Genomic DNA, 26,345 nt, shown 5'->3' with positions numbered 1-26,345 from the left:
TGCAAGCCACACCCTACCAGACACCCGCTGTTGCGATAACGCTCTATTCCGGATCGATGCGAGGTTTCGCGACTCGATTCCGCGCTGTTGTGAGGGTTATTCCGCCCGCCAATGAAGCGCAACCGGATTTCTCAACGAAATCAATGTCAGTGATTCCGCCGTGATGTGAGGTGCAAAACCTACCTCCATGGAATCGCACATTTTTCTGGACTCGGTTTCGTCAGAGAATGACGTAACCTAGGACGTCCCGGAATCAGGCTCCCGAGAATCACCCGAATATTCCCGGAAAAATCCCGTACAGGTCGCCGGTCGATTTTGCTGAGGCGCGCTGCGCAATCAGTTCAAGAGCCGTTAGTCGCCTCGGCGCTCCGGCAGAGTGGCCCGCCGAGACTGGTTGGGCGTCGACTACAACGCACAAGACCGTCGACCTTGCATCATCATTGCCGGCTCTCGGCTGGCGGTAGATCACAACTCTGCTTTCGTGACGCTGAACGATCGGACGCTCAGGGAACCGACGGCGGATGCGCGATCCCCTGGTAGTAGTCACCTTCACCACCACCCATGTACTCGTTCGTGTAGCGTTCCCTTTCGTCACCCAAGGTCAGCGCCGGGGGACGATAGTAGCCGTATGCACCGTAGATCGGCACCGGCTCCACGTACACGCTGCCCATCGGCATGGGATCAACATAGACGCCGCCGGGTACCGGCTCATAATAGTCGTTCTCGGCAAAAGCCGGCACCGTGGTCCCAGCAAGGGTGATGACAAATGCGACCCATGACATCTTCGTGGAAATTTTCATGGCGTTGCTCCCATCTCCGGCGGGTTTTCAGCCCCGCCTTACGAGATACAGGCAGCCTCTGCCCGCGGGCTTACGCTGCCTGGCAAGAGTAACGCCTGATCGCTGAAACCGTTCCACAAATCAGTGCGGTTCAATGTGGCAAATTTGATGCTCTTTTGCCTTGGTCCCAGCGGCTGGCTGGGCGCCCGAGCAGCCCGCGGAAGCCCTGATCGAGTTGGCGCATAACAATTGGCTCGCAGCTCAAGGCCAAAGCCGCGCAATGATTCCATGCGCGGCAGCGGTCGTCGGCGCCTGAAGGAACGCGTGGCGATGCCCGGTTTGAGGGGCAACATACCTTCCGAAGCTCAGCGCGGCACCGCCGGCTCAGCGTTTCGGCGAACGCCCAGCGCATAGAGCGCGGCTGGAAGCATCTCAATTCGGTTGCAATTGGTCGGGTACAACTGGGTCGATAGACTGTTTCCCCTTCAGAGAAAGGACCTTTCATGACCTCAAGATTGCGTGTCGGCGTGCTCTTCGGCGGCCAATCCTCAGAGCATGACGTTTCCATTCTTTCGGCGCGTAACGTTGTGAAGGCCATAGACCCGAACACATACGAGGTCGTGCCGATCCTCATCGACCGGACCGGTCAATGGCTGTTGATAGAAACGGTACAAGGCACCCTGCCCGCCGCCATCGCCTATTCAGGCACCAAGGTCTGCCTGGTTCCCGGCGGGCGCGGTCGCCTGCTCGCATTCGACGCGCCTGCGCAGGCGGCTCATCCGCCGGCAATCGATATCCTGTTTCCCGTCCTGCACGGATTGTATGGCGAGGATGGGTCGATGCAGGGTCTCGCGCAGGCTTGCAACATTCCATTGGTCGGCTGCGGCATCCTGGGATCGGCGAACGCCATCGACAAGGACATGACCAAGCGACTGCTGCGCGAAGCGGGACTGCCGGTTGCCCGCTCTGTCACCCTCAAGCCCGACCAACGCCCGGACTATGAGGACATAACGGCCGCGCTCGGACAGACGGTGTTCGTCAAACCTGCGCGGCAGGGGTCGTCTGTCGGGGTCAGCAAAGCGCGCTCGGCCGAAGAGTTGCGACACGCGCTCGACGAAGGCTTCAAGTTCGACACCAAGGTTCTGATCGAGGAGTTCATAAAGGCGCGGGAAATCGAGTGTGCCGTGCTCGAAAGGCCGGACGGAGCTTTGATGGTTTCCGTTCCGGGCGAGATCGCAGCCAATGCCAGCCACGGTTTTTACACCTACGAGGCAAAATACATCGACGAAGATGGCGCAGCAATCAGCGTGCCGGCAGTTTTGCCAGATGAGGTCACGCAACGCTTGCAGGATATGGCCGAAAAAGCGTTCATCGCGCTTGGCTGCGAAGGGCTCGCTCGCGTCGACTTTTTTGTTCGTGCCGATATGAGCGCGGTGATCAACGAGGTCAACACCATGCCGGGCTTTACCGATATCAGCATGTACCCGAAGGCGATGGCCGCAAGCGGCATCCCCTATCCCGAGCTTGTCGGCCTGTTGATCGAGCACGGATTGGCGAGAGCCAAAGCGGCTCACTAGCCATTTTCAGGCTTCAGCATCGCGTGGCGTAACGCTTCGCGCTCATGGCCAAAATCCGAAAACGCGACCATTTTTCGCGACCGCTACTTCCCGTAGCAAAAATATTCGGCTAGGACGGTTGCGCAGCAAACCACGCTGTCTTTCCTGGAGTTCTGCTTTGCCTTTGTAAACCCCGGTCTCGCTTGTTTCACCACGCACACCCGATAGCGATCATCGCTGTCGGATCGCATTTCAATGCGTTCGTCGAGGTGACGGTTCGAGACCGGAATGGCATTGCCGACCTGTCGCTGCATGAAACTTCGTGCGGATCGAACCATCACCAAAACGCTGCCAGACCGCGTCCCCTGAACGGGTGCTCAAACCGTCGTCTTGATGGACTTCCAATCGGAAGAACCAGACGACATGTCTCACACAGTCCTGGTCCAATGGACCATCACGCCGAAAATCGCGCCACGTCCCTGGCTCGCCTGCAATCGCTGCCGAACGACGCGGCCATTCGAGACGAGCGGCAAGACGCGCCTCAATGCCAATGGCCGGCGGTTGGACGCCTGGCTGATCTATCGCTGCAGCAGTTGCGACAGCACCTGGAACCGTCCCATCTTCGAGCGGCGACATGTCGGCGATATCGACCAGGCGACGCTGCACGCGCTGCAGAACAACGATGACGGCTGGATCGAGAAAGTCGCCTTCGATATCGACGGATTGCGCCGGGATGCGGGGCGTGTCGAAGAATTCGCCGAGGTCCGTTTGCGAAAGACGATTCTGAAGGCGGCAGTCGAACCAGCCCAGCACCTGGAGATCGCTCTCAACCTGGAAATGAAAACAATGCTCAGAACGGAGAGGTTGCTCTCGACGGAACTCGGCCTGTCACGCAGACGGATCGCCGTGCTTGAACAGACCGGGCGCATATCCACGACACCATCGGGCAAGAACGCGTTGCGACGGCCAGTGAAGGACGAAATGCGCGTCACCATAGATCTTGCAAGCGAAGCCGATCGCAATGCGATCCTCAGCCGCGCTGGACCTTAGCCAGGGATTGCGTGAGGCGTCGGCGGCGATCTGGGCGTGAATGGTGTGGATGTCCCCATCACGAAGAGGGCTCCGAAGCCATCGGAGCCTTCCTTCCCCCTGCAGCGCCGCGCGTCTTCTCAGGCGCGCGAAGGGCGCTGTCGCATTTTGAGTTGCTGCATGTTTTTATCCGTAAACCGGCTACGACTTAAGGAAACACGCAGCAGTTCTCCTCAGAACTTCACGCCGATGCCGACCGTGAATTGATGCTGGTCGAGGTCGACATTGACGCCGCCGATGTCCTTGTCGCCATAGTCGTTGTATCGGTACTCGGCCCGGCCAAACAGGCTGTCGGTGAAGGCGTAGTCGACGCCGGCGCCGATCGTCCAACCATTGAAGGTTTCCTTTTCCTTGGACGCCCCCGGCACGTCGACGAAGCCGCGCGTAATCGCCCAGCCGCCCGTCGCATAGAGCAACGCCTTGTCGTTGACAGTGTAGCCGAGACGGCCGCGGACGGAGCCGGACACATCGGTTCCAACCTCCGGAGCAGCGCCGAAGATATCAAAGGTCTTGTCGTTCCAATTGTAGCTGACATCGCCCTCGATACCGTAGACCCAGTCGCCTTGCTGATAGTTGAAGCCCGCAAATGCGCCGAGAAGACCGCCGTTGAAATCCTGCGAAGCGCTTGCACCTGCAGCGCTGAAATCGCCATTGAGCCAACCGCCGCCACCTTGCAGACCGACATAACCGCCGGTCCACACGAAGGTGGGCGCGGCTTCCACCAGCGGCGCAGGTTCGAGGTTTTCGGTCAGATCAGCAGCCGACGCAGCCGGCGCAAAAGCGGCAGCGGCAAAGATTGCAACAAGCACATGCCTGATCATCACAGATGCTCCTGTTGGTCCGATAGAAAGATTACCAACATATGTAGGGCGCGTCTGCCGAAAAGGCTCGCTACAGGGCGAGAATAATAAGATGCGCTGCCAAATCAAATCATCGGATCAGCCGGGCGGGATGAGATCAGGGCTTTGATGCGGTCGATCAATTGCCGCCGATTCGAGCGCCTTCCAGCCGGTCGCCTGGCTTGATGCCCAGCCGCTTGACGGTGCCGGCGTTGAGTTCCACCACGAACGCCACCGGCTCGCGCGAATCGATGATCGCCTCGGAGAATGGCACCGCATTCTCATGGACCGTGCGAACGACACCTCTCTTGTCGGCAAACAGCATGTCGAGTGCCAGATGAGTGTTTTTCATCCACATCATGACACGGCGCGTTTCACCGAAATCAAACAGCATTCCGTGATCGGGCGCCATCGAACGGCGAAACATCAGCCCCTGCTCCCGCTGATCCGCGTCGATGGCGAGTTCGACCGTCAGCTCGTGGCTCTTGTTGTCGGCTGTCACCAGCCGCATCCTGTCGGTCGTGAACTTAACGTCCGCAAGCGCGGCAACGGCAAACAATACGAGCGACAAAAAAAGCGCCATGGCGGCGCTTCTTGCAGAAAAGGTTCGAACCATCGTCATTAGTGCGAGCGGCTCGTCGGCGTTGGGCCATCTGGATGGATCTCGGCCGCCATCAAACCCTTTTCACCGTCGCCGAAGCGCACCAGAACCACCTGTCCGGGGCGCAGCTCCGTCAGGCCGAAACGACGAAGCGTTTCCATGTGAACGAAGATATCCTCCGTACCTTCACCGCGCGTCAGGAAGCCGAAGCCCTTGGTTCGGTTGAACCACTTGACCAGCACGCGCTCAAGACCGCTCGTCGGCGTGACCTGCACGTGGGTCCTGATCGGCGGCAGCTGCGAAGGATGAATGGCAGTCGACTGATCCATCGAGAGAATCCGGAAGGCCTGATAGCCACGGTCGCGCTTCTGGATGAGCGCCACGACCCGGGCACCTTCCAGCACCGTCTGATAACCGTCGCGCCTGAGGCAGGTCACGTGCACCAGCACGTCTTGCATGCCGTTGTCAGGCACGATGAAGCCGAAGCCCTTGGCGACATCGAACCATTTGATCACGCCGGTGATTTCGACGAGGTCGAGGGCGTCGCTGCCAAAGTCGTCATCCTGCATGACGTCTTTTGAAGATGTCCTATCCGCCATTCTCTCCCAGCCCCTCGTTTACGCGCGACTACTGACTACGGTTAACTGATTCTTATTGACCAGAATAACATCGTCCCGCCGCTTATGCGCAAGACCCTCGGCGTATTTTGGCCCAAGTCAAATGTAGGGACGCAGCCTTGCCTCTGGCTTGCTGGCAGATAAGTATACGCCATCTTCTTCGAAACAGGGACATTGCAATGCGTTATCTGCACACGATGGTTCGCGTCAAAAATCTGGACGAGGCCTTGAAATTCTACTGCACGCTCTTCGGCCTCAGCGAAATCCGCCGCTATGAGAACGAAAAGGGCCGGTTTACGCTCGTCTTCCTGGCCGCTCCCGGCGATCTGGACCGGGCAAAGGGCGAATTGTCCCCCTGCCTCGAACTCACCTACAATTGGGATAGCGAGGATTATACAGGCGGGCGTAACTTCGGTCACCTGGCTTATGAGGTGGACGACATTTACGGCTTTTGCCAGCATCTGATGGACAACGGCGTGACCATCAACCGCCCACCGCGCGACGGACACATGGCCTTCGTGCGCTCGCCCGACGGCATTTCGATCGAAATCCTGCAGAAGGGTGATAACCTGCCGGCGCAGGAGCCCTGGGCCTCCATGGCCAATACCGGCGCCTGGTAAGCCTCGCACAATTCTAGCCGCCGATGATTGATGTCTGCAGCCGGCATTTCCGGCTTCGCACAGTCGAGTCGCGGATCCCAGGAAATGATGAATGATCCGAGGCCCGGCACCGACACCGGGCCTTCGCATGCTGGGCGCATGTGGGCTCAAGGTTAGCGCCAGTTTACAAATCACGTATCGTTCAGTAACTTTCCGCGCGAAACGTTGATACGGGGTCCTATCCGCGATGTCTCGTGGCAATGCACCCTTGACTGTATTTGGCCTAATCCTTCCCGCAGCGATCCGTTTGGGTCGCTGCGCGAAATTCGTGTTTGTTTGTTCTGAGCGATGTTTCGGAACTGAGACTTAATGCATGGCCAAGGTGACGATCTCACCGATCATGCACGGAGAGCGGGGATAGGACGTTGCAACATCGGGAAACCAAGAGGGCGCTGCTGTCGTCCATCAGCCGCGCGGCCGCGATATCCGTTTCGCTGTTTGCCCTAAGCGGGTGCGTCTCTGCTGTGGCCGATAGCGAAGCGGCAAATGCACTGGCGGTCGAACAAACGCAGGAACCGGTGCAGGTCGCCGATTCGACCCAGGCTGGCGCTGCGGTTCGCGACGCGCAGGTGTCGGCCGTCGGCAGCAATCCGCAGGCAGCGCAAGGCAATGGCGCCCTCGCGCCAGGGCAAGATCCCGCGCAGCAGGGCGGACCGCTGGCCATGCAGAGCACGGGCTTGCGCGCAGCCTCCTCCAGCATCTACGGCCAGGCTCCGACAGCAGCTGGTGCGCAGGCGGCAACGGTGGGTGTACAGCCGCAAGCAACTGGCTCGATTCCGGCGACAGGCACCGCCCAGCCGACCGTCAACGCGACGACGAACAGTCTTTTCGGCACCAGCCCGAAGCAGCTACAGCCACAAACACAGCCCCAACCAATCATCCAGCCACAGCAGGGCGCCCTGAACGAAACCGACGCTACGCCTTCCGATACGGCCGTGATGGCTTATGCCGTCCCGGAAGGAGCCACCCTTCCCGCGTCGGTACCGCTACCTTTGAGCGCGCAGGCCGCCATCGGCGGCAAGACGTCGCGCGTGCTGCAGCCGGTGCAAGCCGCAGAGCAGGTACAGCCGGCAACCGACCTGGCTCAGGCCGCGACGATAGCGTCAGACAACGAGGCCAGCGAAAGCGGTAAGAAGGAGGTTCCCAAGGCCTGGACGCTTGCGAGCCTCTTTGCCGGGAAGCGCAAAGAAAAGCAGCAGCAGGAAGCGGCGCGCGCAGCGCAGCCGGCCGAAAAAAAGACCATCACCACAAGCAATGCCAGCCAACCGCAGATGGCCTCGCTTGCCTATAGCAGCCTGCCTGGCGTCAAGATGAGCCCGCTGTTCAGCGTCGCGCATGAAGACCATGCCGCTGACGAAGAGGACGCTCCGGTTCAGGTCGCATCGCTTTCCGGCCTTGCTCGGCTGGCGCCAAGCGGCCTTATTCTGCAGACCGAAAAGGTTGATGCGGGCTGTTTCAAGCCCGAGCTGATGCAGATGTTGAAGAACGTCGAAACGCATTACGGCAAGAAAGTCATGGTGACGTCGGGCCTGCGCCCGATCAAGGTCAACCGCGCGAAGCAATCGCTGCATACGCGCTGCGAAGCGGCCGACATTCAGGTCCAGGGCGTCAGCAAATGGGAATTGGCCGATTTCCTGCGCAGCATTCCTGGACGCGGCGGTGTCGGCACCTACTGTCACACGGAATCGGTCCATATCGACATTGGCGCCCAGCGCGACTGGAACTGGCGCTGCCGCCGCGGCAAGGGCTGAACGCAAGCCTTTGTTTCCATGAGCTAATCCACAGGCGCACTGTATTTTCCCCAACCTGTGCATTTTTTACAGAAAAATGAAAATTGCCGCTTGCGGTAATCAAAACGCCTGACTATAAGACGCCCACACAGCAAGTGCGCCCTTCGTCTATCGGTTAGGACACCAGATTTTCATTCTGGGAAGAGGGGTTCGACTCCCCTAGGGCGTGCCACTGTGACCCTCTCCCCTACATGATTTCCTTGTTCGAGACCGGCGGTTTTGCGTCGAGAGCTCGACGCTCGCTCGTTGAAGCGCCCCCTCTTTGGCACGGCAAACTCACCGCAGGTTTTCCGATTTTTTTCACAGGAAAAGCACGCGAATTTTCAGATTAGCGCTTGCAGTCTACAATGGCGCTGACTATAAGGCGCCCACACAGCAAGTGCGCCCTTCGTCTATCGGTTAGGACACCAGATTTTCATTCTGGGAAGAGGGGTTCGACTCCCCTAGGGCGTGCCACTGTGACCCTCTTCACCACCATTCTCATTTCCGATTTGGCCGGATTGCGGCCACCATACACCTCTTCGCTTCGACGATGAGCGTCGCATTCTTAGCCTTTGATTCTCCCAGCATTTTTCACAGAAAACCTTGAAAAAATCGATATTAGCGCTTGCAGCCGGAAAGAGTGCTGACTATAAGACGGCCACACAGCAAGTGCGCCCTTCGTCTATCGGTTAGGACACCAGATTTTCATTCTGGGAAGAGGGGTTCGACTCCCCTAGGGCGTGCCACTGTGATCTTTCCCTGACATCGCTACGATTTGATCTGACGGCCATTGCGGGGCACCAAACGTCCATACTCCATCCCGGCAGACAAAGTGCACCCTCGCCCGGCCATCCCGGACCCTCACGGCCACCAGGCAGAATCATGCCGGCGGAAAACAGTGCCGTTCAAGCAGCATCGCAGATCGTGAGACATCGAGGTTCGCGCGCAGGCTTGCCGGCTAGAATGCCTTGGCAGCGTCACTGACGCGCAGCTGGACGCGACGCTGGCCCTGCCAGAGATCGGCCGAAACCGAGCCGGCAACGTGGATTGATGCACCGCGGCTGGCAAACAGGAAGTCGCCGAGCGGCGTCTCCACGGCCCTAAACGCAATGCCGTCGAGGCGGCTACCATCCTGCCCCTCAAGCGTCACCTTGATATGGTTGGCCCCGACCTGCCGGCAGTCTCGCAGCCGATGCGACGGGAAGGCAAAGACCGGCTGTGGATGGGCGGAGCCATAGGGACCTGCCTGCTCCAAGAGATCGATCAGTTCCAACGTTGCGCCCGACGCACCAAGCGCACCATCGACCTTGAGTGTCTGCACCGCAACGAGGTCACGTACCGCCGCCTCGGCTTTCTCCTCGAAGAATTGCCGCAACCGGCCGAGGTTCGGCCGCTCGACCGTCAGGCCTGCCGCCATAGCGTGGCCGCCGCCCTTCACCAACAATCCGCCATCGACGGCGGCACGAACCATCTTGCCCATATCGAAGCCGGCGATCGACCGGCCGGATCCCGTGCCGCGACCATTCGGATCGAAGGCAATGGCAAAGGTGGGACGGCGGAACTTTTCTTTGATCCTTGCTGCAATCAGCCCGACGATGCCCGGGTGCCAGTTCTCCCGCGCCGTCACGATCACCGAGGCGCCCTCGCCCGTGCCGTATTCGGCCAGAACTTCCGCTTCTGCCTCGGCCAACATTGCGGCTTCCATCGCCTGCCGTTCGCGGTTGAGCTCGTCGAGCCGGGCCGCGATTGTCTCTGCGGCTGAACTGTCTTCCATGGTCAGCAGCCGGCTACCGAGAGCCGCATCGCCGATGCGTCCGCCGGCATTGATGCGCGGCCCGACCAGAAAGCCGAGATGATAGGGCGTTACCGGGCCGCCGATGGCCGCCTTGCGCAACAGCGCTGCCAGCCCGACATTGCCCATGTGTCGCGCTGCAATCAGTCCCTTGACGACATAGGCACGGTTGAGCCCCTTGAGCGGCACCACGTCACACACCGTCGCAAGTGCCACGAGATCAAGCTGCGCCAGCAGATCGAAGGATGCGACGCGTGCGTCACCGGCGGCGCGCAGCACGCGCACCGTGTTGACGAGCACGAGATAGACGACGCCGGCGGCGCAAAGATGCCCCTGGCCGGAGAGATCGTCCTCACGGTTGGGATTGACGAGCGCATGGCACGGCGGCAGCGTCGCGCCAACCTGGTGGTGGTCGATGACAACGACGTCGATGCCGCGCTTTGCGGCAACAGCAAGCGATTCATGGCTGGTCGAGCCACAGTCGACCGTGACGATGAGCTTCGCCCCATTGTCGATCAGCTGCTCGATCGCCTGTGGGTTGGGGCCGTAGCCTTCGAATATCCGGTCGGGAATGTAGATTTCGGCCTCGAGCCCGAAATGCATGAAGAAGCGCGCCATCAACGCCGACGAGGCGGCGCCGTCGACGTCATAATCTCCGAAAACGACGACCTTCTCGCGTCTGGAGATCGCCAGTGCCAAACGTTCAGCCGCCTTGCGGCAATCGGTCAAGGTATCGGGATCCGGCATCAGCGCGCGAAGCGTCGGGTCAAGAAAGGTTGCGGCATCGTCGAGCGAAACGCCGCGCCCGGCCAGCACACGGCCAAGCAGATCGGAATAGCCGTGGACCTGACTGATCGCCAGCGCCCGGTTCTGGCCGGCCTGATCGAGACGCGACACCCAGCGCTGACCGCTGACCGATCGCTCCACGCCAAGGAATGCTCGCTGTATCGGATCTACCGGTTCTTCCATGCTGCCTACCTGCCCATACTCTCTTCGTTCTTAGCGAACGTCGCGCACCAGCAAAACCCGCTATGAAAAAGGCCCCACCGACGCCTGTGGTCGATGGGGCCCTTTCTCAACAGTTTTGCGCCAGGACTTAGGCCGCCTTCGGCCGCTCGATGCGGATAACCTGTGGTTCTCCGACCAGATAGCCCTCGCTCTTGATCGCAACGATCGCATCGCGCACCGAATGCTCGGCGGTCGCGTGCGTCACGAGAATGATCGTTTGCGGCTCGTCCGATTCCTTCGGGTGCTTGGAATGCTGCATGATCGATTCCAGCGAGATGCCGTTTTCGGCCATGCGCGATGCGATGCTTGCAAACACGCCGGTGCGATCGACGACCTTCAGGCGGATGAAATAACCGCCTTCGTGGCTCTGGATCTGCGCGCGCTTGTAGGGAAGCAGCGCATTGGTCGGACGGCCGAATGCCGGCACGTGCTGTGCGCCGGGGCGGCTCTTGGCGATATCGGCGATATCACCGAGAACGGCAGATGCCGTGGCGTTGCCGCCGGCGCCGGGGCCGACCATCAGCAGCTCGCCGAGAATATCGGATTCGATCGCGACCGCATTGGTGACGCCATCGACCTGGGCAATCACCGAATCATAGGGAACCATCGTCGGGTGCACGCGCTGCTCGATGCCGCTTTCCGTGCGTTGGGCGACGCCGAGAAGCTTGATGCGGTAGCCGAGATCGGCCGCAGCATTGATATCGTCGATGGAGATATTGGTTATGCCCTCGAGATAGATGTCGTCAGCGGCAATTGCCGTGCCGAAAGCAAGGCTCGTCAGGATCGACAGCTTGTGCGCCGTATCATTGCCTTCGATGTCGAAAGCCGGGTCCGCCTCCGCATAGCCGAGCCGCTGGGCTTCCTTCAGGCAGGCCTCGAAGGACAGCCCTTCCTTTTCCATCTTCGTCAGGATGTAGTTGCAGGTGCCGTTCATGATCCCGTAAACGCGTGAGATCGTATTTCCGGTCATGGACTCGCGCAGCGCCTTGATGACGGGGATGCCGCCGGCCACCGCCGCTTCGTAGTTGAGCAGCGCGCCCTTGTTCTCCGCAATAGCTGCAAGCTCGATGCCGTGGGCTGCCAGCAGCGCCTTGTTGGCGGTGACGACATGGATGCCACGGCCAAGCGCCGTCTTCACGGCGGCATAAGCAGGGTCGCCGGAGCCGCCCATCAGCTCGATGAAGACATCGATGTCTGCATTGGCCGCGAGCGAAACCGCGTCGTCGAACCACGCCGCGTTTGAAATGTCGACGCCACGATCCTTGGAGCGGTCACGCGCCGTGACGGCTGTAATCTCGATTGCCCTGCCACATGTCGTTGCCAGCATCTCGCGACGATCCTGGAGGATCCGCACGAGCGAGGCACCGACGGTACCCAAGCCCGCAATGCCAATTTTGAGGGCATCTGCCATAGCCATTTCCTAACATGTGAAGGCGCCCCGCCAGAACGGCGGGGCCGTGGTGGAAGGGGCGTGCTTGCCGCACGCCCCCATCTTTTACCGGTGCGCGTTGAGCGAGATGACGTTGTGCATCGTCTCGTCAGCCGTGGACAGGAATTTCTTGATATTGCGGGCCGCCTGCCTGATCCGGTGTTCGTTTTCCACGAGCGCCAGACGAACGTAGTCGTCGCCCTGCTCGCCAAAGCCGATACCAGGTGCCACGGCCACATCGGCCTTTTCGACCAGCAGCTTGGAGAACTCAAGCGATCCCAGATGACGGAACTTCTCAGGGATCTTCGCCCAGGCAAACATCGTGGCTGCCGGCGGGGGCACCTCGAAACCGGCCTTGCCGAAACTTTCGACCATCACGTCGCGGCGACGCTTGTAGATGTTGCGGACTTCGGCGATGTCGCTGCCGTCACCGTTGAGCGCCTGGGTGGCGGCAACCTGGATCGGCGTGAACGCACCATAGTCGAGATAGGACTTCACCCGCGTCAGCGCTGCGATCAGCCGTTCGTTGCCAACGGCAAAACCCATGCGCCAGCCGGGCATGGAGAATGTCTTCGACATCGAGGTGAACTCGACCGTCACGTCGATCGCGCCTGGCACTTCGAGCACGGACGGCGGCGGTGCGTCGTTGAAGTAGATTTCCGAATAGGCCAGATCCGAGAGCACGATGATGTCGTGCTTCTTCGCGAACGCCACGACTTCCTTGTAGAAATCGAGCGTGGCGACCTGCGCCGTCGGGTTCGACGGATAGTTGAGGATCAGCGCCAGCGGCTTCGGGATCGAATGGCGAACGGCGCGTTCCAATGGTCCGAAGAAGGTGTCGTCGGGCTCGACCGAGATCGAGCGGATGACGCCGCCTGCCATCAGGAAGCCGAAGGCATGGATCGGATAAGTCGGATTGGGGCACAGGATGACGTCGCCGGGTGCGGTGATCGCCTGCGCCATATTGGCGAAGCCTTCCTTGGAGCCAAGGGTGGCGACGACTTGCGTGTCCGGGTTCAGTTTGACGCCGAAGCGGCGGGCGTAATAGGCGGCCTGGGCACGACGCAGCCCGGGAATGCCCTTCGACGACGAATAACGATGCGTGCGCGGGTCCTGAACGGCCTCGCAGAGCTTGTCGACAATCGACTGTGGAGTGGGAAGATCCGGATTGCCCATGCCGAGGTCGATGATGTCAGCACCGGCCGCTCGCGCGCTTGCTTTCAAACGGTTGACCTGTTCGAAAACATAAGGCGGCAAACGCCGGACTTTGTGAAACTCTTCCATCTCCAAACCTCGTTTGGCGCACGTCTCCGCCAGCGGTTGGCCGTCGCGAAAACATGCGCTTTGGTGAACGGCCGTCACTGCGGCCATTGAACGCTTTGCGTCCAAATCACCCGAAACGCAAGTGCTAATTCGTGATCTGTTTCAGCGTGTCGGAGCCGTGGTCTTCGGCAAGCGTACGCATTTCCTTCATGCGACGCTGATACTCAGCTTCCGAGATGGAACCGGATTTGCGCGCGGCACCGAGCGAGCTCAACCGCGCCTGCATATCGGCGGCTTCCTCGTTGGTCATCTGCTGTGTCGCGGCCGGCTTCTGACCGTAGACGGAGGGATAGTTTTCGAACGGGGTCTTCTGGGTGTTGCAGCCCGCAAGCGTGCCCAGGAGAATGATCCCGGCAACCCAGGTGATGGAGCGCTGTTTTCCGACGGCGAACATACTGACAAAGACCTCTGTTATCGTGGCGCGACGATGCGCTAGCCCTTGTAATCATTTTCGGGCAGAATGTAAAAATACAAAACAAACAAGATGCTGTGGAGGAAACCGGGTGACAGCAGACAGGAATGCCGAAGGCCACGCCGGCAAGGACGGCTTTGCTGGCTTCGACCCAAAGTCCGTTGAACCCTACATCGTCAAGGATCCGGAAGGCCTCGCGGTCAACCTTGCCCGCGCGATGGAACAGCTCGGCAAGGCGGCTTCCGCCTGGCTTGCGCCGCGCGAAACCGGTGAGAAATCCGACGTCTTCGCCGAACCCGTCACCGACATGGTCAAGACTCTGTCGCGGGTTTCCGAGTATTGGCTTTCCGATCCGCGCCGCACACTTGAAGCGCAGACCCATCTCATGGGCAGCTTCTTCGAGATGTGGTCGCGCAGCATCAACCGCATGTCCGGCACCGATGGTGATCCGGCGCCCCCGCTGCGCGCCGACAAGCGCTTTACCGATGAGGACTGGGTCAAGAACCCCTTCTTCGATTTTGTCCGGCAGGCCTATTTCATCACGTCCGACTGGGCCGACAAGATGGTGCGCGACGCCGAAGGCCTCGACGATCACACCAAGCACAAGGCCGCCTTCTACGTCCGGCAGATTTCGAGCGCGCTGTCGCCGACCAATTTCATCACCACCAATCCTCAACTCTATCGGGAGACGGTCGCCACCAGCGGCGCCAATCTCGTGAAGGGCATGCAGATGTTTGCCGAGGATGTGGTGGCCGGCCGCGGCGATCTGAAGATGCGCCAGACCGATACCAGCAAGTTCGCCATCGGCGAAAACATCGCCATCACCCCCGGCAAGGTTGTCGCGCAGAGCGACGTCTGTCAGGTCATCCAGTACGAAGCGTCGACGGAAACGGTGCTCAAGCGCCCACTGTTGATCTGCCCCCCCTGGATCAACAAGTTCTACGTGCTCGATCTCAACCCGCAAAAATCCTTCATCAAATGGGCAGTAGACCAGGGACACACGGTCTTCGTCATTTCCTGGGTCAACCCGGACGAGCGGCACGCGGCCAAGGATTGGGAAGCCTATGCGCGCGAAGGCATCGGCTTTGCGCTCGACACCGTCGAACAGGCGACCGGCGAGCGGGACGTCAATGCCATCGGCTATTGCGTCGGCGGCACCCTGCTGGCCGCTACACTTGCGCTTCATGCCGCAGAGGGTGACGAGCGCATTCGCTCGGCGACGCTCTTTACCACCCAGGTCGATTTCACCCACGCGGGCGATCTCAAGGTCTTCGTCGATGAAGATCAGATCAGCCAGATGGAAGCCAACATGCAGGTCACCGGCTATCTCGACGGTTCGAAGATGGCAACCGCCTTCAACATGCTGCGCGCTTCCGAACTGATCTGGCCCTACTTCGTCAACAACTACCTCAAGGGTCAGGAGCCCCTGCCCTTCGACCTGCTTTACTGGAACTCCGATTCGACCCGAATGCCGGCGGCCAACCACTCGTTCTACCTGCGCAACTGCTATCTGGAGAACCGGCTGTCGAAGGGCGAGATGATGCTGGCCGGCAAGCAAGTGTCGCTCGGCGACGTCAAGATCCCGATCTACAACCTCGCCACGAAGGAAGACCATATCGCCCCGCCGCGCTCGGTCTTCCTCGGCTCCTCGTCGTTCGGCGGCAAGGTTACGTACGTGCTCTCCGGCTCCGGCCACATCGCCGGCGTCGTCAACCCGCCTGATAAGGGCAAGTACCAGTTCTGGACCGGCGGTCCGCCCAAGGGCGAGTACGACGATTGGGTCAAGACGGCCAAGGAAACGCCAGGGTCCTGGTGGCCGCACTGGCACCAGTGGATCGAAAAACTCGACAAGAAGCGCGTGCCGGCGCGCAAGCCCGGCGGCCAGCTCAACACGCTGGAAGAGGCACCCGGCTCCTACGTGCGCGCTCGCGCCTGACAAAAGTGTGGAATAGACTTTGGTTTTCGATCGGCCACTCGTGCCCGCCACGCTCGTGCAGCGCTACAAACGCTTTCTGTTCGACGCCACTCTTATGGACGGCACCGCTTTGACGGGTTCCTGCCCCAACACCGGGTCGATGCGTGGGCTGACGACGCCGGGTTCGCGGATCTGGATGTCGGAACATGACAGCCCGACACGAAAGTACCGGCAGATGCTGGAGATCGTCGAGGCCGATGACACGCTCGTCGGCATCAACACCGGCCTGCCGAACCGCCTGGCGGAAGAAGCCATTCGCCTCGGCTTGATTTCCGATCTCCATAGTTATCCGTCGCTTTCCCGCGAGCAGAAGTACGGGCGCAACTCGCGCATCGATATCCTGCTCAGCGATCCGGTCCGCGGCTCCGCTTATGTCGAGGTCAAGAATGTGCATTTCAGTCGGATCCGCGGCGTGGCCGAGTTTCCCGACAGTCCCACCACGCGCGGCGCAAAACACCTGGAAGAACTGGGCGACATGGTTGAGGCCGGCCATCGGGCGATCATGGTCTATCTCGTGCAACGCAGCGATTGTGACAGCCTGAGGATCTGCCGCGACTATGATCCCGCCTATGCCGCGGCCTTCGACCGTGCCATGGCGCGCGGTGTCGAGGCCTATGCGGTGAAATGCCTGATATCGCCGGCCGAGATCGCGCCCATTGGTCTGATCGCCGTCGACGACGCGAAGGTCGGCACCCTACGCAACTCAGCCTGAGCGATGTTACCGGGCCGATCCTTTGTCGCCAATCCCGGGCCAACCTGCAACAATGTACGGATAGGCGCAGGCATTGTTCCGCGGTAGGCTTGATGACGAGCCAGGCGAAAGCACGACGCGCCAAAATCTGAGCTCCGGGCCGTGTATCAGCTCCTCTTGGTGCGCGGCAGTGGACGAGACGGCCCCTGCTGCATTATGAAATCAAGCAGGAAACAACTGAAAGTTCTGGAATGGTGACTTACATCGAGGCGGGGTCTTCGCCCTACAAAAACACCGGCGTCATCCGCCTCTACGGACCGGAGGGGTTTGAGGGCATGCGCAAAGCCTGTCAGGTGACGGCGCGTTGCCTCGACGAGCTGGTATCGCGTGTGCGACCGGGTGTGACGACCGAAGAGATCGATCGCTTCGTCTTCGAATTCGGCATGGACAATGGCGCGCTTCCCGCGACGCTGAATTACCGCGGCTACACCAAATCGTCCTGCACCTCGATCAACCATGTGGTCTGCCACGGCATTCCCAACGACAAGCCGCTTCGCGACGGCGATATCGTCAACATCGACGTCACCTATGTAATCGATGGCTGGCACGGCGATTCCAGCCGCATGTATCCGGTCGGCGAGATCAAACGCGCTGCCGAACGCCTTCTTGATGTCACGCACGAGTGTCTGATGCGCGGCATTGCGGCCGTGCGCCCCGGCTCGCGCACCGGCGCGATCGGCGAAGCGATCCAGACCTATGCGGAAGCCGAACGGTGCTCGGTCGTGCGCGACTTCTGCGGACACGGCGTCGGCCGGCTGTTCCACGATGCGCCGAACATCCTGCATTACGGCCGCGCCAACGAAGGTCCGGAACTGCGCGAAGGCATGATCTTCACCATCGAGCCGATGATCAATCTCGGCCGGCCACACGTGAAGGTGCTGGCCGATGGCTGGACGGCGGTCACCCGTGACCGCTCTCTCTCGGCACAATACGAACATACGGTCGGCGTGACGGCTGACGGCTGTGAGATCTTTACCCTCTCCCCGGCCGGCCTCTTCAAGCCTGATATGGCCGCCATGGGCGCTGCATGACGAAAAACACCCGTTCATCCGCAGGCGACGCGACGCAGCCGGCGGATGAACGATCGTTTTTTGCAGATCTCCTGCCGCAGGCTCCTGCTGCACCCGAAACGAATGCCGCGACCACCGAGGCGCACTACCTCGGTCATCGCGACCGGCTTCGCACCCGGTATCGCGAGCACGGCGATGGCGCGCTTGCCGACTACGAAATCCTGGAAATGCTCTTGTTTCGGCTGATCCCGCGCAAGGACACCAAGCCGATCGCCAAGGCGCTGCTGACGCGCTTCGGTACGCTTGCCGGCGTGTTCGGCGCGCCGCTCGCCTTGCTGCAGGAAGTCAAGGGTGTCGGCGAAGCGGTGGCGCTCGACCTGAAGCTTGTCTCAACGATCGGCCACCGGACGCTGAAGAGCGATCTGCGCAAGAAGCACATTCTCTCCTCCTGGTCGGCTGTGATCGAGTATTGCCATGCGGCCATGGCCTACGAGACTAAGGAACAGTTCCGCATCCTGTTTCTCGACAAGCGCAATACCTTGATCGCCGATGAGGTCCAGCAGACCGGTACCATCGACCATACCCCGGTCTATCCGCGCGAAGTGGTCAAGCGCGCGCTCGAACTATCGGCGACAGCGCTTATCCTTGCGCATAACCATCCTTCCGGTGACCCGACACCGTCCCGCGCGGACATCGACATGACCAAGCTGATCGTCGAGACGGCCAAGCCGCTGGGCATCGCCGTGCACGATCACATCATCATCGGGAAGGATGGCCATGTCAGCCTGAAAGGGCTGCGCCTGTTCTAGCCGCGCAACCGACTTTCACAGCCATCTGGCGCGGCGGAAGAAGCGAAAAAGCGTCAGGCACAGCCCGATGATCACCGCCAGCACGACGAAGTAGCCGTAGCGGAATTTCAGCTCGGGCATGTCGTCGAAGTTCATCCCATAGATCCCGGCAATTGCCGTCGGCACCGCCAGAATGGCCGCCCAGGACGCCAGCTTGCGGGAGATCTCCGTTTGCTCCGACTGCCCCATCATCAGGCTCGCTTCGAACGTGAAGGCCAGAACCTCGCGCAGGGCATCGATATCTTCCTGCACGCGGCGGACATGATCGGTCACGTCGCGAAAGAGCGGCTGCAACGCCGCGTCCATGCCGGGCAAATCGACATGCTCGTGCCGCCGGCAGACGTCAACCAATGGTACGGCCGCATTTCGAAGCCGGAGCAGATTGCGCCTGAGCAGATAGAGCCGTTCGATATCGTCCTTCTCCAGACGTTGGCGAAGCAGGCGATCCTCGAGCCGTTCAACCTCCTCGTGAATGGCCTCGATCACCGGCATGTAGTTGTCGACGATGAAATCGAGGATCGAATAGAGGATGTAGTTTTCGCCATGGGCCAGAGCTGCCGGCGAAGCCTCGCACCGCTGCCGGACGGCCATGTAAGAGGTCGAGGCGCCGTGGCGAACCGACACGACATAGCCGCGCCCGACAAACAGATGGGTTTCCCCGAAAGCGATTTCGTCTCCGACCATATGGGCGGTCCGGGCGACGACAAAGATCGAATCGCCGTAAATCTCCAGTTTCGGCCGTTGGTGCGCCTTGCAGGCGTCTTCGATCGCGAGATCATGCAGATCGAATTCACGTTGCACCTGCCGGAGCAGTGCCGCATCCGGTTCGTGGAGGCCGATCCAGATGACGGTGCCGGGGCGGCTTCGCCATTTGCCGGCATCTTCCACGTGAATGTCCTGGATACGCACGCCGTTTTCGTAGACCGCGGCGGCGACCACGCCCTGCCGCTCTTCGGCATGGGGCCCTTCAGTCGTCTGCGAATTCCCAGATCTTTCGTTCGTCAAGTCCAGCGCCATAAAAAACCTCCCATGCCCGCATGAATTTCATGGACCGGTATGCCATTGGACCGTCGAGCATACGCGTATTTGCTGATATTCGCACCCAACAGGTTTCAGACTCGAAAACCACTTCATCAAACTGTGCGATTGACGGTATAGACGCATGCAAGCGACACTTTTCGCAGCGCACAACGATTCTCCCTTTTTGACGGAATTCTTATGAACCAGTTCGATCTCATCGTCGTCGGAAGCGGACCCGCAGGCCGCCGCGGCGCCATCCAGGCCGCCAAGCTCGGCAAGAAGGTTCTCGTCATCGAACAGGGAAAACGCGTCGGCGGCGTTTCCGTGCACACCGGCACGATCCCTTCGAAGACATTGCGCGAAACGGCGCTCAATCTGTCGGGCTGGCGCGAGCGCGGCTTTTACGGCCGGTCCTACCGCGTCAAGGAAGAAATCAGCGCCGATGACCTGCGCCAGCGGCTGATCATCACGCTCAACCACGAAGTCGAGGTTCTCGAACATCAGTTTGCCCGCAACCGGGTGCAGCAGATGCGCGGCAAGGCGAGGTTCGTCGATCCAACGACACTCGAAGTCGTCAAGGACGACGGCGAGACCATGCTTGTATCCGGCACCAGCATCATGCTCGCCGTCGGCACCAAGCCCTTCCGCCCGGATTACATGCCGTTCGACGGCAAGACGGTGCTCGACAGCGACGAACTGCTCGATATTTCGGAACTGCCGCGCTCGCTCGTGGTTATCGGCGCCGGCGTCGTCGGCATCGAGTATGCGACGATCTTCAGCGCGCTCGACACGCAGGTGACGGTGATCGACCCGAAGACGACGATGCTCGACTTCATCGACAAGGAGATCGTCGAGGATTTCATCTACCAACTGCGCGACCGCAACATGAAGCTGCATCTCGGGCACAAGGCAGACACCGTTGAACGGCTCGACAATGGCAAGGTGTTGCTGACGCTCGACAACGGCCGCCGGATCACCAGCGACATGGTGCTCTTTGCCGCCGGCCGCATGGGTGCTACCGACACGCTCAATCTTGCTGCAGCCGGGCTCGAAGCAGACAGCCGCGGGCGACTGAAGGTCAATCCCGAAACCTTCCAGACCTCGGTGCCGAACATCTATGCCGCCGGCGACGTGGTCGGCTTTCCAAGCCTTGCCTCGACGTCAATGGAACAGGGCCGCATCGCGGCTCGCGTTGCCGTTGGCGCGATCGCCATGGAGCCGCAGAAGTACTTCCCTTACGGCATCTACGCCGTGCCGGAAATTTCCACCTGCGGCCTTTCCGAAGAAGAGGTCAAGGATCGCGGCATTCCCTACGAATGCGGCATGGCGCGCTTCCGTGAGACGTCGCGCGGTCACATCATGGGCCTCGATTCCGGGCTTTTGAAGATGATCTTCTCGCTGAAGACGCGTCGCCTGCTCGGCGTGCACATCATCGGCGAAGGCGCGACAGAACTGGTTCACATCGGCCAAGCCGTGCTCAATCTCAAGGGAACGGTCGAGTACTTCGTTGAAAACACCTTCAACTATCCGACGCTTGCAGAGGCCTACAAGATCGCCGGTCTCGACGCCTGGAACCGCATGGGCGAGATCAAGCCGACGGCGTGATATTCTGCAAGGCTCGGCAAGCCGGCCTCTGCCACTGCCACGCGAATCAGATAGCGTCGCGGTCCTGACCGTCTCAGGGCCGCATGCTTGACCACGTCATCAAGCCATCGGCCCTGGGCTTCTGTTTTGGTGTACCGCCTGGGCATCGCGCATCTCCCGGCGGCCCTTCCGGTGAGCATTTGGCCATGTCATTACGCATCCTTTCCCTGAATGTCTGGGGCGGCAAGCTGCATGCGCCGCTGATCCCGTATCTCGTCGAGGCGAATGCCGACGTTCTGTGCCTTCAGGAGGTCGTGCGTTCACCCGAAACGACATCCGAATGGCTCACCTATCGCGATCGCGATGTTGAACTGCCACAGCGAGCCAACCTCTTTGACGAGATTCGGGCAGCCCTGCCTGATCACGACGGCTATTTCTGCCCGACGTCGAGAGGCGAGCTTCACGATGGCAACCGCATGGTTCATGCCGAATTCGGCTTGGCCACGTTCGTGCGCAAATCTCTTCCGGTCATCGGCCAGGCGCTCGACTTCGTCCACGGCGCGTTTTCCCCTGACGGCTGGGGCAAGCATCCGCGTCCGCGAAATGCCCATTGCCTCCGGATCTTCGACTATGAGGCCGGCTTTTCCATCACCATCGCGCAAATGCACGGGCTGCGAGCGGAGAACGGCAAGGGCGACACACCGGAACGGCAGGCCCAGGCGGATGCCCTGGTGCAATTGATAGGTCGTGTGTGGCCCGGCAACGAAAGGCTGATCGTCTGCGGCGATCTCAATCTCCTCCCCAATAGCGACACCTTCACGGTCCTTGGCAATCTCGGCCTCGCCGATCTCGTCACCGGCCGCGGCCATGCCGATACGCGCACATCGTACTATGGAAAGCCTGGGCGCTTCGCCGACTACATGCTGGCGACGCCGGATGTCGAGGTCGTTGTTTTCGATGTGGTGGCACATCCTGAAGTCTCGGATCACCGCGCACTGCTGCTGGATCTTCGGTAGAGAAAATCGCGTCGCCACCGCGCGCACCCAAACGTCTGCACAACGGAAAAGGCCCTGCCGTAGAACGGCAGGGCCCCAGATTTTCAGGCAATCGAAGAAACGATTACTCGGCGCTGTCGTCAGCAGCCTTCTTCTTGGCCGGAGCCTTCTTCTTCGGAGCTGCGGCTTCTTCGCCTTCAGCGGCATCAGCCTTGGCAGCGGCCTTCTTCTTGGCCGGAGCCTTCTTGTCAGCCTTGCCTTCGGTTTCTTCGTCGTCAGCCGTCAGCTCTTCCTTGGAAACCGTCTTGTCGGTTACCGAGATCTCGGACAGCAGGTGATCGACGACCTTTTCTTCGAACAGCGGAGCGCGCAGCGAAGCAGCGGCGCCGGGGGTGTTCTTGAAGTAGTCGAGGATCTGCTTTTCCTGGCCCGGGAACTGGCGGAGCTGTTCGAACAGCGAACGCTGCAGTTCGTCGTCGCTGACCTGAACGCCGGCCTTTTCGCCGATTTCCGAGAGAACGAGGCCGAGGCGAACCCGACGCTCAGCGAGCTTGCGGTATTCGGCGCGGGCTTCTTCTTCGGTGGTTTCTTCGTCAGCGAAGGTCTTGCCGGCCTGCTGCAGGTCGGTGTTGATCTGGCGCCAGATGTTTTCGAATTCGGCTTCGACGAGGCGCTCCGGCGTGTCGAACTGGTAGAGTTCGTCGAGCTGGTCGAGGATCTGACGCTTCACCTTCTGGCGGGTCAGCGAGCCGTACTGGCTCTCGATCTGGCCGCGAACGATTTCCTTCAGCTTTTCAGCCGATTCGAGACCGAGCTTGGTGGCCAGTTCGTCGTTGATTTCGATGTCCTGGGCAGAAGCAACGTCCTTGACGGTGATGTCGAAGGTGGCTTCCTTGCCGGCGAGGTTCGCTGCCGGGTAATCGGCCGGGAACGTCACGGTGATGGTCTTTTCGTCGCCAGCCTTGACGCCGACGAGCTGCTCTTCGAAGCCCGGGATGAAGCGGTTGGAGCCGAGAACCAGCTCAGCATCTTCGTCCTTGCCGCCGTCGAAGGCTTCGCCATCAACCTTGCCGAGGTAGTCGATGGTGACGCGGTCGCCGTTGGCAGCCTTGCCCTTCTTCGTCTCGTAGGTGCGGGCGCTTTCAGCGATGCGCAGGATCTGCTCGTTGACTTCGTCTTCGGCGATCTCGACGACTTCGCGCGTCACCTTGATGCCGCTGACGTCCTTGAGTTCGATCGCCGGGATGATTTCGTAGGCGACGGTGAACTCGAGGTCAGCCTCGGCGTTGAGGATCTTGTCGGCCTCGGACTCGTCCTCGGTCATCGCGATTTCCGGCTGGGTCGCCGACTTCTCGCCGCGGCCCGAAAGGATCTCGGTCGGCTTTTCACGGACGATCTCGTTGACGAGGTCTGCCATGATCGACTTGCCATAGACCTTCTTGAGATGCGCGAACGGCACCTTGCCCGGGCGGAAGCCGTTGATCTTCACACGGTCCTTAACTTCGGCCAGGCGCTCGTTCATCCGAGCTTCCATGTCCTTGGCCGGGATAACGACCTTGAGTTCGCGCTTCAGCCCTTGAGCGAGCGTTTCGATAACCTGCATGTTCAAACCTTCATTTCACGTTGACTGTGCTCTTCCCCTTAGAAAGGTCTGGCGAGCACGTGAGCCGATCCATTTGCCGGGAGTGGCTTTACGCAGTTCCGTAACCGTTTTGCAAGCAAAATGGCACTCCAGCCCCCTTCATCTACGCAGAATCCGGTCTTTTGGTGCGATCACTGTCCTGGTGCGGGTAGAGAGACTTGAACTCCCACGCCTTGCGGCACCAGAACCTAAATCTGGCGTGTCTACCAATTTCACCATACCCGCGTTCAGACAATCGCACCGACTGAGCGTATTCCCGCAAGACCAACCAACGGAAACACCGCGGATACAAAGGGCATGCTGAGGTTCAGGGCTTTCCCGAGCGCGGCGTCTCTATATCACTCGTTTTGACGGGATCAAAGGGAAAATGCGGTTACCCACATAGAACGATTTAGTCCCGCCAAGAGCCGCTAGTATAGCGGCTCCTCGTAGACAGGCGTACCTTCAACTGCGATCTGCCTGATCTGCGCTCGCCCGGCATCATTGACGCGTACGTTCACCGAAAGCGCTTCGGCATTGCGCGCCTGCTCCAGCACCCGTCCCTCACCTTCAGGAACATAGAATCGCTCGATACCGTAGGCGACATTGATCGGTGACGGGATTTCGCTCGACGAAGGGTAGTAAGTGAAGGGCTGCGATTGAAGCACGACGCTTTCATCCGCAGGCGCAAGCTCCGTGAAGGATGCTTCGGATGCGCTCCAGAAGCCGTCAGGCTGCTTGGCAAGGCGCACGAAAACCGTCACCTCCTGCGGCGCCTTCGGCAAACCGCCCTTGAAGAGTTCAGGCGGCAGTGAAGAAATGTCATAGCTGAGGATGACATAGTCACCGCGCAGCAGATCTCTCGGATCGACCGGCACTGTCTTGAGCAGGACTTCCTTGCCGTTCCTCAGGATCGATGCCCGGCTTTCGACCATGTAGCCCAGCGCTGCCGTCTGCAGAACGGCCGCGATCAGCGCGGCGACGAGCGGCGGCAGCCAGCGGCGCTTTGCGGAGAGATCATTCATGGCGAAACCTCCTCGCGTCCCGTTCGCATCAATCGGCCCTCGATCCGGATCACCAGCCAGGCGATTACCGCCACCAGCAGGCCGGAAATCAGGAAGAAGCCGGAGGTTCCAAGCATCGAGCCGAGCGTCTCGAAAGCGAGATAGAGAAGCTCACCGGCAAAGGCCGCATAACCGAGATAGCGAACTGCTCCGTTCTGCGCGCCGGCGAGCGCTATCCCAAGCAGAGCGACGATCAGCACGGCCGCACCGGCGGCAACTTCCGTGAACAACCCGACCGCTTCAAACTGCAACACAGAGAAACCGATGAGCGCGAGGGCAAAGGAATAGAATGCCGGCGCCGAACCGGCCTCGAGCGCCATGGGACGAAGCGGTGAACCGGGCATGGCTGCCGCGAGGAAGGCCACAATGCCGCCGACAGCCAATGTGCCGGCAAAACCGAGGGACGAATTCTCGATATAAAGCCAGATGAGCCACGCCACCACCAGCAGGTAAGCCAGGTGACGGGCGCGACCGGCGTCCGTCAGGCGCACCAGGATGACCACGAGGATGGCAAGTGCCGGGACAATCCAGGTTTGCCACTCGACGATTTCACCAAGTCCGTTTTCGGACAGCACCGTCAGGAAATAGGCCCAGGCCAGCCCGCCGCACACGGTCGTGACAGCGGCCGAGCGAAAGGCGAGCGCGGTTACGCATGCCCCTGCGATCCAGAGCAGGAGCGCGTCGGCGGCATCCCCGGAGAGATGATACATCTGCCCGACAAGCGCGATGCCGGCGCCGAACGACATTGTGGCCAGCACGAGCGTCGCTGCCGCAAGGCCACCATTGCCCCGCCGGACAAACAAGGCACCGGCAAAATGAAAACCCCAGATCAAGGCGACGATACCGATCAGCCGCGCGAGACGCGGCAGCGCCTCCCAGTTGGCCGCCACCAGCAAAAGGATCGAGGCGGAGAGCAGCAGAGCTGCCAGCACCAAGAGCACACGCCCGGCCCGGAACGCGGATTCGCGACCGTCGTACTCCGCAAGCATCTGTCGTGCGGACGCTTCCGGCAGAAGCCCCATACCGACCCAATGCTTGAAATCCTTTTCGAGACGCCCGCGATACATATTGCCCCACCTCCCGCGACGACTTGCCCCTTGAAGGCCCAAGCCGAGATCAACACCTAATCATGCAATGTCGGAAAAACACAACCATTCGATCACGCGCACCCCAGGTGTCTTCGCCCGAATTTGACGACTTGCGCAATGCGCATATCTTCCATGCGGATATTGCACTGCACAAATCGATTTAAAGACCCTATATTCAAATCATCAGAGGCGAACGAAAGCAAACAGCCAAGCGGACGCCAGCGGCGATGGTCAGCCGCCCCGGGAATCCGGGAAAGACCCGGACGAAAGTTCGATGGAATTCGGAGCGGCGCACTCCTCCTCCCAGCGCCCCTCCGATACGATTGGCAACACTCCTCCTCCCAGTTGCCAATCACCTTCAATGACGCTCGCTGGACCTCCTCCCCCAGCGGGCGTTATTCGTTTCAGCCCTCCCTTCTCGTTTATCATGGCCGCTCGAAGCATCTGCACAATGTTTGCGCATCTTTTCACCGACTCCGCGTCGAGCCATGCATTCAGCGCATACGTGCCATG

The 26,345-nt window shown here is 60.3% G+C and carries 22 protein-coding genes and 4 tRNA genes; 13 read left to right on the top strand and 13 right to left on the bottom strand.

What is annotated here, in order from left to right:
- Window positions 1-503: 503 nt before the first annotated feature.
- Window positions 504-800 carry a hypothetical protein gene (locus LPJGGPFB_RS10785; RefSeq protein WP_173419910.1) on the bottom strand — a complete coding sequence of 99 codons (297 nt, stop codon included), beginning with the start codon at window positions 798-800 and terminating at the stop codon, window positions 504-506.
- 482 nt (window positions 801-1,282) lie between these two features.
- On the opposite strand from LPJGGPFB_RS10785, the gene LPJGGPFB_RS10780 reads away from it, so the two are divergent.
- Together LPJGGPFB_RS10780 and LPJGGPFB_RS10775 are read left to right on the top strand one after the other, a co-directional pair.
- Window positions 1,283-2,356 carry a D-alanine--D-alanine ligase family protein gene (locus LPJGGPFB_RS10780; RefSeq protein WP_173419909.1) on the top strand — a complete coding sequence of 358 codons (1,074 nt, stop codon included), beginning with the start codon at window positions 1,283-1,285 and terminating at the stop codon, window positions 2,354-2,356.
- Between the two features lie 402 nt (window positions 2,357-2,758).
- Window positions 2,759-3,385, top strand: a complete 627-nt coding sequence (locus tag LPJGGPFB_RS10775) for a DUF1062 domain-containing protein (protein ID WP_173419908.1) — start codon at window positions 2,759-2,761, stop codon at window positions 3,383-3,385.
- A gap of 212 nt (window positions 3,386-3,597) precedes the next feature.
- Here the strand turns inward: LPJGGPFB_RS10775 and LPJGGPFB_RS10770 are convergent, their stop codons facing one another.
- The 3 genes from LPJGGPFB_RS10770 to LPJGGPFB_RS10760 all read right to left on the bottom strand — a co-directional run bounded on the left by LPJGGPFB_RS10770 (window position 3,598) and on the right by LPJGGPFB_RS10760 (window position 5,463).
- Window positions 3,598-4,245, bottom strand: coding sequence for an outer membrane protein (locus LPJGGPFB_RS10770; RefSeq protein ID WP_173419907.1), 648 nt, complete (start codon window positions 4,243-4,245; stop codon window positions 3,598-3,600).
- Window positions 4,246-4,402: 157 nt separating this feature from the next.
- A complete protein-coding gene (locus LPJGGPFB_RS10765; protein ID WP_173419906.1) occupies window positions 4,403-4,885 on the bottom strand; it encodes a DUF192 domain-containing protein in 483 nt (160 codons plus the stop codon).
- The gene (locus LPJGGPFB_RS10760) at window positions 4,885-5,463 is read right to left on the bottom strand and encodes a cold-shock protein (protein WP_077498237.1); all 579 of its coding nucleotides are present in this window, start codon (window positions 5,461-5,463) and stop codon (window positions 4,885-4,887) included. Before LPJGGPFB_RS10760 ends, LPJGGPFB_RS10765 begins: the two co-directional genes overlap by 1 nt.
- Before the next feature lie 197 nt (window positions 5,464-5,660).
- Between LPJGGPFB_RS10760 and LPJGGPFB_RS10755 the strand changes: the two genes are divergently transcribed.
- The 5 genes from LPJGGPFB_RS10755 to LPJGGPFB_RS10735 all read left to right on the top strand — a co-directional run bounded on the left by LPJGGPFB_RS10755 (window position 5,661) and on the right by LPJGGPFB_RS10735 (window position 8,658).
- Window positions 5,661-6,101 carry a VOC family protein gene (locus LPJGGPFB_RS10755; protein ID WP_077498238.1) on the top strand — a complete coding sequence of 147 codons (441 nt, stop codon included), beginning with the start codon at window positions 5,661-5,663 and terminating at the stop codon, window positions 6,099-6,101.
- 404 nt (window positions 6,102-6,505) lie between these two features.
- The gene (locus LPJGGPFB_RS10750) at window positions 6,506-7,891 is read left to right on the top strand and encodes a YcbK family protein (protein ID WP_173419905.1); all 1,386 of its coding nucleotides are present in this window, start codon (window positions 6,506-6,508) and stop codon (window positions 7,889-7,891) included.
- Between the two features lie 136 nt (window positions 7,892-8,027).
- A tRNA-Glu gene (locus LPJGGPFB_RS10745) sits at window positions 8,028-8,102 on the top strand.
- Window positions 8,103-8,311: 209 nt separating this feature from the next.
- Window positions 8,312-8,386 (top strand) — tRNA-Glu (locus LPJGGPFB_RS10740).
- 197 nt (window positions 8,387-8,583) lie between these two features.
- Window positions 8,584-8,658: transfer RNA gene (locus LPJGGPFB_RS10735), tRNA-Glu, on the top strand.
- A 212-nt stretch (window positions 8,659-8,870) separates the two neighbouring features.
- Here the strand turns inward: LPJGGPFB_RS10735 and recJ are convergent.
- From recJ to LPJGGPFB_RS10715, 4 genes are all read right to left on the bottom strand, one after another.
- Window positions 8,871-10,673, bottom strand: a complete 1,803-nt coding sequence (gene recJ, locus LPJGGPFB_RS10730) for a single-stranded-DNA-specific exonuclease RecJ (protein ID WP_173419904.1) — start codon at window positions 10,671-10,673, stop codon at window positions 8,871-8,873.
- A 127-nt stretch (window positions 10,674-10,800) separates the two neighbouring features.
- Window positions 10,801-12,123, bottom strand: a complete 1,323-nt coding sequence (locus tag LPJGGPFB_RS10725) for a homoserine dehydrogenase (protein WP_173419903.1) — start codon at window positions 12,121-12,123, stop codon at window positions 10,801-10,803.
- 84 nt (window positions 12,124-12,207) lie between these two features.
- Window positions 12,208-13,425, bottom strand: coding sequence for an LL-diaminopimelate aminotransferase (locus LPJGGPFB_RS10720; protein ID WP_173419902.1), 1,218 nt, complete (start codon window positions 13,423-13,425; stop codon window positions 12,208-12,210).
- A gap of 124 nt (window positions 13,426-13,549) precedes the next feature.
- A complete protein-coding gene (locus LPJGGPFB_RS10715; protein ID WP_173419901.1) occupies window positions 13,550-13,858 on the bottom strand; it encodes an SHOCT domain-containing protein in 309 nt (102 codons plus the stop codon).
- Window positions 13,859-13,967: 109 nt separating this feature from the next.
- Here LPJGGPFB_RS10715 and phaC point away from each other — a divergent pair, with 109 nt between their 5' ends.
- The 4 genes from phaC to radC all read left to right on the top strand — a co-directional run bounded on the left by phaC (window position 13,968) and on the right by radC (window position 18,421).
- Window positions 13,968-15,812, top strand: a complete 1,845-nt coding sequence (gene phaC / locus LPJGGPFB_RS10710) for a poly(3-hydroxyalkanoate) polymerase subunit PhaC (protein ID WP_345791005.1) — start codon at window positions 13,968-13,970, stop codon at window positions 15,810-15,812.
- Between the two features lie 19 nt (window positions 15,813-15,831).
- Window positions 15,832-16,563, top strand: coding sequence for a DNA/RNA nuclease SfsA (sfsA, locus tag LPJGGPFB_RS10705; protein ID WP_173419899.1), 732 nt, complete (start codon window positions 15,832-15,834; stop codon window positions 16,561-16,563).
- Between the two features lie 230 nt (window positions 16,564-16,793).
- Window positions 16,794-17,633, top strand: a complete 840-nt coding sequence (map, locus tag LPJGGPFB_RS10700) for a type I methionyl aminopeptidase (protein WP_173419898.1) — start codon at window positions 16,794-16,796, stop codon at window positions 17,631-17,633.
- A complete protein-coding gene (gene radC, locus LPJGGPFB_RS10695; protein WP_173419897.1) occupies window positions 17,630-18,421 on the top strand; it encodes a RadC family protein in 792 nt (263 codons plus the stop codon). The genes map and radC overlap by 4 nt, the downstream gene beginning before the upstream one ends.
- Before the next feature lie 15 nt (window positions 18,422-18,436).
- Here the strand turns inward: radC and LPJGGPFB_RS10690 are convergent, their stop codons facing one another.
- Window positions 18,437-19,477 carry a magnesium and cobalt transport protein CorA gene (locus LPJGGPFB_RS10690; protein WP_173419896.1) on the bottom strand — a complete coding sequence of 347 codons (1,041 nt, stop codon included), beginning with the start codon at window positions 19,475-19,477 and terminating at the stop codon, window positions 18,437-18,439.
- Between the two features lie 201 nt (window positions 19,478-19,678).
- Between LPJGGPFB_RS10690 and sthA the strand changes: the two genes are divergently transcribed.
- A complete protein-coding gene (sthA, locus tag LPJGGPFB_RS10685; protein ID WP_173419895.1) occupies window positions 19,679-21,085 on the top strand; it encodes a Si-specific NAD(P)(+) transhydrogenase in 1,407 nt (468 codons plus the stop codon).
- A gap of 185 nt (window positions 21,086-21,270) precedes the next feature.
- Entirely contained in the window at window positions 21,271-22,080 is an 810-nt protein-coding gene (locus tag LPJGGPFB_RS10680; RefSeq protein WP_173419894.1) for an endonuclease/exonuclease/phosphatase family protein, read from the top strand.
- A 103-nt stretch (window positions 22,081-22,183) separates the two neighbouring features.
- On the opposite strand, the gene tig is transcribed toward LPJGGPFB_RS10680, so the two are convergent.
- From tig to LPJGGPFB_RS10660, 4 genes are all read right to left on the bottom strand, one after another.
- On the bottom strand, window positions 22,184-23,662 hold the full coding sequence (gene tig / locus LPJGGPFB_RS10675; RefSeq protein WP_173419893.1) for a trigger factor: 1,479 nt from the start codon (window positions 23,660-23,662) through the stop codon (window positions 22,184-22,186).
- Between the two features lie 179 nt (window positions 23,663-23,841).
- Window positions 23,842-23,926: transfer RNA gene (locus tag LPJGGPFB_RS10670), tRNA-Leu, on the bottom strand.
- Between the two features lie 185 nt (window positions 23,927-24,111).
- On the bottom strand, window positions 24,112-24,705 hold the full coding sequence (locus LPJGGPFB_RS10665) for a GDYXXLXY domain-containing protein (protein WP_173419892.1): 594 nt from the start codon (window positions 24,703-24,705) through the stop codon (window positions 24,112-24,114).
- Window positions 24,702-25,811, bottom strand: coding sequence for a DUF2157 domain-containing protein (locus LPJGGPFB_RS10660; RefSeq protein WP_173419891.1), 1,110 nt, complete (start codon window positions 25,809-25,811; stop codon window positions 24,702-24,704). Before LPJGGPFB_RS10660 ends, LPJGGPFB_RS10665 begins: the two co-directional genes overlap by 4 nt.
- Window positions 25,812-26,345 lie beyond the last annotated feature (534 nt).

This window comes from Ensifer adhaerens (genome assembly GCF_013283195.1).
In the GTDB taxonomy this organism is placed as follows: Bacteria; Pseudomonadota; Alphaproteobacteria; order Rhizobiales; family Rhizobiaceae; genus Ensifer; species Ensifer adhaerens_G.
The sequence above is the reverse complement of the archived record's forward strand: the minus strand, read 5'-3'. Positions and strand labels throughout refer to the sequence as shown.

What these genes read in the sequence shown, in the direction of transcription:
- LPJGGPFB_RS10785 (WP_173419910.1), bottom strand. Translation starts at nt 800, where the DNA reads ATGAAAATTTCCACGAAGATGTCATGGGTCGCATTTGTCATCACCCTT.
- LPJGGPFB_RS10780 (WP_173419909.1), top strand. Translation starts at nt 1,283, where the DNA reads ATGACCTCAAGATTGCGTGTCGGCGTGCTCTTCGGCGGCCAATCCTCA.
- LPJGGPFB_RS10775 (WP_173419908.1), top strand. Translation starts at nt 2,759, where the DNA reads ATGTCTCACACAGTCCTGGTCCAATGGACCATCACGCCGAAAATCGCG.
- LPJGGPFB_RS10770 (WP_173419907.1), bottom strand. Translation starts at nt 4,245, where the DNA reads ATGATCAGGCATGTGCTTGTTGCAATCTTTGCCGCTGCCGCTTTTGCG.
- LPJGGPFB_RS10765 (WP_173419906.1), bottom strand. Translation starts at nt 4,885, where the DNA reads ATGACGATGGTTCGAACCTTTTCTGCAAGAAGCGCCGCCATGGCGCTT.
- LPJGGPFB_RS10760 (WP_077498237.1), bottom strand. Translation starts at nt 5,463, where the DNA reads ATGGCGGATAGGACATCTTCAAAAGACGTCATGCAGGATGACGACTTT.
- LPJGGPFB_RS10755 (WP_077498238.1), top strand. Translation starts at nt 5,661, where the DNA reads ATGCGTTATCTGCACACGATGGTTCGCGTCAAAAATCTGGACGAGGCC.
- recJ (WP_173419904.1), bottom strand. Translation starts at nt 10,673, where the DNA reads ATGGAAGAACCGGTAGATCCGATACAGCGAGCATTCCTTGGCGTGGAG.
- LPJGGPFB_RS10725 (WP_173419903.1), bottom strand. Translation starts at nt 12,123, where the DNA reads ATGGCAGATGCCCTCAAAATTGGCATTGCGGGCTTGGGTACCGTCGGT.
- LPJGGPFB_RS10720 (WP_173419902.1), bottom strand. Translation starts at nt 13,425, where the DNA reads ATGGAAGAGTTTCACAAAGTCCGGCGTTTGCCGCCTTATGTTTTCGAA.
- LPJGGPFB_RS10715 (WP_173419901.1), bottom strand. Translation starts at nt 13,858, where the DNA reads ATGTTCGCCGTCGGAAAACAGCGCTCCATCACCTGGGTTGCCGGGATC.
- map (WP_173419898.1), top strand. Translation starts at nt 16,794, where the DNA reads ATGGTGACTTACATCGAGGCGGGGTCTTCGCCCTACAAAAACACCGGC.
- radC (WP_173419897.1), top strand. Translation starts at nt 17,630, where the DNA reads ATGACGAAAAACACCCGTTCATCCGCAGGCGACGCGACGCAGCCGGCG.
- LPJGGPFB_RS10690 (WP_173419896.1), bottom strand. Translation starts at nt 19,477, where the DNA reads ATGGCGCTGGACTTGACGAACGAAAGATCTGGGAATTCGCAGACGACT.
- sthA (WP_173419895.1), top strand. Translation starts at nt 19,679, where the DNA reads ATGAACCAGTTCGATCTCATCGTCGTCGGAAGCGGACCCGCAGGCCGC.
- LPJGGPFB_RS10680 (WP_173419894.1), top strand. Translation starts at nt 21,271, where the DNA reads ATGTCATTACGCATCCTTTCCCTGAATGTCTGGGGCGGCAAGCTGCAT.
- tig (WP_173419893.1), bottom strand. Translation starts at nt 23,662, where the DNA reads ATGCAGGTTATCGAAACGCTCGCTCAAGGGCTGAAGCGCGAACTCAAG.
- LPJGGPFB_RS10665 (WP_173419892.1), bottom strand. Translation starts at nt 24,705, where the DNA reads ATGAATGATCTCTCCGCAAAGCGCCGCTGGCTGCCGCCGCTCGTCGCC.
- LPJGGPFB_RS10660 (WP_173419891.1), bottom strand. Translation starts at nt 25,811, where the DNA reads ATGTATCGCGGGCGTCTCGAAAAGGATTTCAAGCATTGGGTCGGTATG.